General features: G+C 60.6%; 3 protein-coding genes and 2 pseudogenes. All 5 read left to right on the top strand.

Features of this window, described 5'->3' with window-relative positions:
• A pseudogene (locus AB1609_15985) lies at nt 1–140 on the top strand (glutamate mutase L).
• An 895-nt stretch (nt 141–1,035) separates the two neighbouring features.
• Nucleotides 1,036–1,740 carry a DUF1638 domain-containing protein gene (locus AB1609_15980; protein ID MEW6047951.1) on the top strand — a complete coding sequence of 235 codons (705 nt, stop codon included), beginning with the start codon at nt 1,036–1,038 and terminating at the stop codon, nt 1,738–1,740.
• Between the two features lie 62 nt (nt 1,741–1,802).
• Nucleotides 1,803–2,294 (top strand): annotated as a pseudogene (locus AB1609_15975) (PocR ligand-binding domain-containing protein).
• Nucleotides 2,295–2,366: 72 nt separating this feature from the next.
• Nucleotides 2,367–3,149: a helix-turn-helix domain-containing protein gene (locus AB1609_15970; GenBank protein MEW6047950.1), complete on the top strand. Its 783-nt coding sequence runs from the start codon at nt 2,367–2,369 to the stop codon at nt 3,147–3,149.
• Nucleotides 3,150–3,228: 79 nt separating this feature from the next.
• Nucleotides 3,229–4,596 carry a sodium-dependent transporter gene (locus tag AB1609_15965; GenBank protein MEW6047949.1) on the top strand — a complete coding sequence of 456 codons (1,368 nt, stop codon included), beginning with the start codon at nt 3,229–3,231 and terminating at the stop codon, nt 4,594–4,596.
• The last annotated feature ends 63 nt before the right edge of the window (nt 4,597–4,659 follow it).

Raw genomic sequence — 4,659 nt, 5'->3', positions numbered from 1 at the left:
TGGGGCTGGGGATGCAGACCGCCGCGCGCGAGTACGGCCTGAACGTGATCGGGGTGGACATCGGCGGCGCCACCACGGACGTCTTCTCCGTGTACGGGGAGCGCTTCGTGCGCACCGTGAGTGCCAACTTGGGCATCGCGGGTGGATGGAGGGTACCACCCGGTGTGTTCGGATGCCCGCAGGAGCACCATGCCGGCCAGGATGGCGGCTATGCCGGTTAACCCGGCGGCATCGGGTCTTTCTCCCAGGAGGAGCGTGCTCCCGAGGGCTGCCAGGGCGGCCCCCGGCCCCCGTGCTACGGGATAAGCGAGGGACAGGTCGGCACGGCTGTGCGATTTCGCCAGCAGCGTGAAGTACACTCCGTGGACGGTGCCGCTGGCCACCACACATAGCCAGGCTTGGTGGGAAAAAGTCCTGGGATCGTAAACGAGAGGAAACCCGGCAGGAACACGAGCACGGTGGCCGTCAGCATGATGAGCTCGTTGCGGGGATTCCTGCGGGCTGGTGTCGGCGATCGGGTGCCTGGCTCTTCTGGCGGGCGGTAGTGGGCGGGCGAACCCGGCTGCAACCGTCTGGACCATGCTGGGCCCGTACGGCGACGTGGTCTTGCTTGCTGCACCGACCCATTCTGGCTGGGCGGTTCGGGTGCGTCGCTGCTCTTGTTGGGAGGATTGGGAGGGGTGGTCTTCTCGCCCGTGCTGATAAGGGTGGGTGGTGGAACCAGGGTTCGGTCAGGTGCCTTGCTTCGGAAACTTCTTCTGCGAAACTCGAAGGACCTGAGACACGAAGTGAAGACCTCGGGGCTTCGCAACCCACTGCGCTCGGGCGAGAGGGGTTCAGTAGGCGCGCGTTGTGACTTGCGCCGCTGCCTCGCTGCCCGCCGCCCTGCCCCCTGCCCACGGGAGGTGCCGAGCGGTGGGGACGTTGTGGTAGAATTTGATGAGGCGACATGCCGCACTTTTTCCTGGAGGTGCATGGGTGGGCATTGCTGCGACTCGATGATCCCCCAATTCTGGCTCCGGGGGTCCGACTTCGGTGGTAGGGGTGCGGGTGGCCGTTATTGCGTGTGACGTACTCAAGGATGAGGTGATGTACACTGCTTCATCCTTTTCGGGCGTATGGGCGGACGTCTTCTGGCTCGAACACATGGTTCATGACCGGCCAAGCCTGTTGCGGGAAAAGGTTCAGCGGTACATTGATATGCTTTCGGCCTACGACTGCACAGTGCTTGCTGCAGGTCGGTGCAGTAATGGTTCCTTGGGCGTACGCGCTGGCTCTGTGCCGTTGGTATTCCCTGCAGTCGACGATTGTGTGGCTATTCTGTTGGGCTCTCGGTACGCATATGAACAAGAAATGCAACGCGAGCCGGGGACCTACTACCTGACGAGGTCATGGATCCGCTCTGGAGACAATCCCATGAGGGTCTACCGGCGGTATCGCTCAAAGTACGGTAGTGATACTGCTCTCTGGGTGGCCCGAGAGCTGGTAAAGAATTATAAGCGGGTGGTTCTGATCGATACAGGGGCATATCCGGTCGGGTGTTGCCGTCGCTATGCCAAAGCCGTTGCACGATTCATGGGTGCCAGATATGAGGAAAAGAAAAGTTCACTCGAGTTGCTTCGCCGCTTATTCGCAGTAGCTTCGGGTACGGAAGGAGCTCCGGATGTCTGCAGGCTGGAGCCGGGGGAGGTGATCTCGGAGGTTCACTTCACCGGTGCTGAGGGCCCGGTCGGTTGCTAGTTGGTAGAGCGCCAAGGGACTGTAACGGCCCTGCAAATGCGCAGGTATCCGGGGGGGCAAGCATGGGAGCTGCAGCTGGTCGCGACCCGAGGGTGATACCAGAATTCCTCTTGCGGTGCCTCGTGAACCTGGCGACTGTTGCTGAGATCAGGCTTACCGCAGTACGCACCGACGGAAGTTCGACGATGGTGGGGGACGGCGCTGAAGCCAGTGGGGCGATTTGCCTGGAGATTCAGCGTTTGCCGGAAGGTGCCCGACGCTGCGGTGCTACTATGGCTACTGCTGCGAAGCACGCCCGGGAAATAGGCGGGCTATATGTACACCTGTGTCACGCCGGTTTGGTCGAAGTTGCCGTTCCCACAGCTGATGAGCGTTTCGCGATAGTTGCGGGTCCGTTTCTTATGTGGCCGGTGGACGATGACGTAGTTGAAGAGATTTACGGGCGGGTTGGCGGGATAGGTGTTTCCAGGGAGACTGTGGCAGCGACAGTGCGTCGGCTTAGAATGGTGCCACCGCTCAAGGTACAAGCAATAGGAGACTTGTTATGTGTGCTTGCGGCTACCGTTCCGCGGTCAGGTGGCATGAACTCAAACCGCAAGCACCGGTCCTATGCGCAGCAGGTACGTTTGGCTGCAGGCGTCCGTGAGAAGAAACAGATGACCTCCTTGCAGGTCATCCGCGTAATACAGTCGGCTCGCGAAAGGCTTCTCCGGCATGTCAAGTTGGGAGATGAGCGTGGCGCAGCGGACGCTCTTCGGGAAATCATGTCGGGACTGTTGGTGGCCTACTCCGAGCGCGTGGACCTTGTTAAGGGGGAATTGCTCTTGACGCTTGCTGCAAGCTACAGTGCCGCCTTAGAGCTGGCTGCACCGCAACAGGATCTGGTCGAGTCCGTACAGCGCTTTGCACGAAAGCTCCTTTTCTCCCGTACGGTAGAAGATGCTTGTCTTGTGTCTGAGGAGGCATTGCTACGAATAGCGGAACGGGTGGTAGCCTGTAGGAGACCGCGCGGCCTGACAGTGCTCTCCTCAATGATCGAGTACATCAACGCCCATTACGCTGAACCGATTACCCTGTCACACCTTGCAGGTGTCGCAGGGCTGAATCCTTCATACCTGAGTCATGCGTTCAAGAGGGTCGCAGGCTGTTCGCTCTCGGAGTACATGAGGCGTTTGCGCGTTGAGCGAGCCAAGGATCTTCTCGCAGGCACGACGCTCACAGTGCGCGAGGTCGCAGAACGCGTGGGTGTACCTGATGCCGCCTACTTCAGCCGCATATTCCGACGGTTAGAAGGAGTCAGCCCCCAACAGTACCGCATCCAGTCTGGGGCGGCACGCAAACTTCACCATGATGCCGGGGCGGCCAAAAATAATCCAACTAATCCAAAGACAGTCCAAAGGAGGCCGTAGTTGGCCCTGCGAAGAGCCACGATGGAAAGTCCGCAACCCGAGTCTGGCGCCTTGACACGGCGGAAAGGGGAGGAGGTCTATGGCACAGGGGAAGGAGGTACAGGCTTACGAGCGGCCCACCTGGTCTGCCCGCCTGGGCTTCGTGGCCGGTATGATGGGGTGGACAATCGGTTTGGGCACGGTGTGGCGGTTTCCTTACACGGCGGCCATGTTCGGCGGAGGGGCCCTTCTTATCCCGTTCTTCATTGCCATGGTGTTTTGCGTCATCCCTGGCATTATCGCCGAGATCGGCCTGGGAAAGTACGTGCAGCGGGGGGCCCCGGTGGCTTTTGGGGTGCTCTGGGGACGCGTGGGGCAGGTCCTGGGGTGGCTCCTGCCCATCGTTACCACGTCAATCACCGGGTATTATTTCGTCATAACGGGGTGGTCTCTCAAGTACGCCTTCCTGGGATTGAGCCCCTCCACGCTGCTCGGAAGGAGTCCCGAGGAACTCAAGGCCGTTTGGCTTGCCACCAACTCCGGCGTTCAAGCCATGCTGCTAGCTCTGCTGGTGGTGGTGGCTGGGTGGGCGGTCATGGCGCGGGAATTGAAGAAGGGCCTGGAGGCCGTATGCAAGGTAATGGTACCCCTCATTTTCGTCTTCCTCGGCGTCATGACCGTGCGCTCCCTGACCCTACCCGGAGCCATGGAAGGCGTCAAGTACCTCTTTCGGCCCAACATCCCCACCTGGGAGCAGTTCGTGCAGGCGGTGGGTATGGCCTTTTTCACGGGCGGTTTCGGGTACGGGAACATGCTCATATTCGGCAGCTACCTGAAGAAGCGGGACGACGTGGTCAACTCGGGCGTGATCTGCATCCTGGGCGACCTCTCGGGCTGCCTGCTAGCTGCGCTGGCCATGATCCCCATCTTCTTTGCCACCGGTGCCACCCAGCACCTGGGGGCGGGGACGACGCTGGCCTTCATTTCCATCCCCACCGTGCTGTCCATGACGCCGGGCGGGCAGTTCATCTTGCCCTTGTTCTTCCTGTCTCTTTTCTTTGCCGCTTTTACCAGCGCCACTGCCTTCAGCGAGGTGGCGGTGGGAGCCCTTTGCGACCGCTTCCGTATCTCGCGCCGCACCTCGGCCACCATCGTTTACCTGGTGCTGGCAACTATAGCTGTACCGGTGGCGTTTCGGCCCGTGCTGGTACAGGTGATCGACCTGTCGCTGGGCACACTCGGATACGTCCTATCTGGGCTCATCATCACGGTCTTTGTTGCCTACATGTGGCCCGGCGGCCTGGAGAAGATGCGGCAACGCGTCATCAACCCGTACAGCGACTTCAAGGTGGGCAGGTGGTGGACGGTCCTCATGTGGACGACCGTTCCGCTCATCATCGTGCTGACGCTTTACGGCGGGTTGGTCACGCAGGTAATCCCGTTCTTCTCCAAGCTGCTCGGCGGCTAAGGGAGGTGAATGCGATGGCTGCCAATCCGGTCGGTCCCATGGAATGGTCTTTCGGGACCGTAT

This window comes from Bacillota bacterium, from assembly GCA_040754675.1.
In the GTDB taxonomy this organism is placed as follows: Bacteria; Bacillota; Limnochordia; order Limnochordales; family Geochordaceae; genus Geochorda.
The sequence above is the reverse complement of the archived record's forward strand: the minus strand, read 5'-3'. Positions and strand labels throughout refer to the sequence as shown.

Bases quoted from the DNA above. Each gene is read 5' to 3' on its own strand.
- AB1609_15965 (MEW6047949.1), top strand. From the start codon at position 3,229: ATGGCACAGGGGAAGGAGGTACAGGCTTACGAGCGGCCCACCTGGTCT.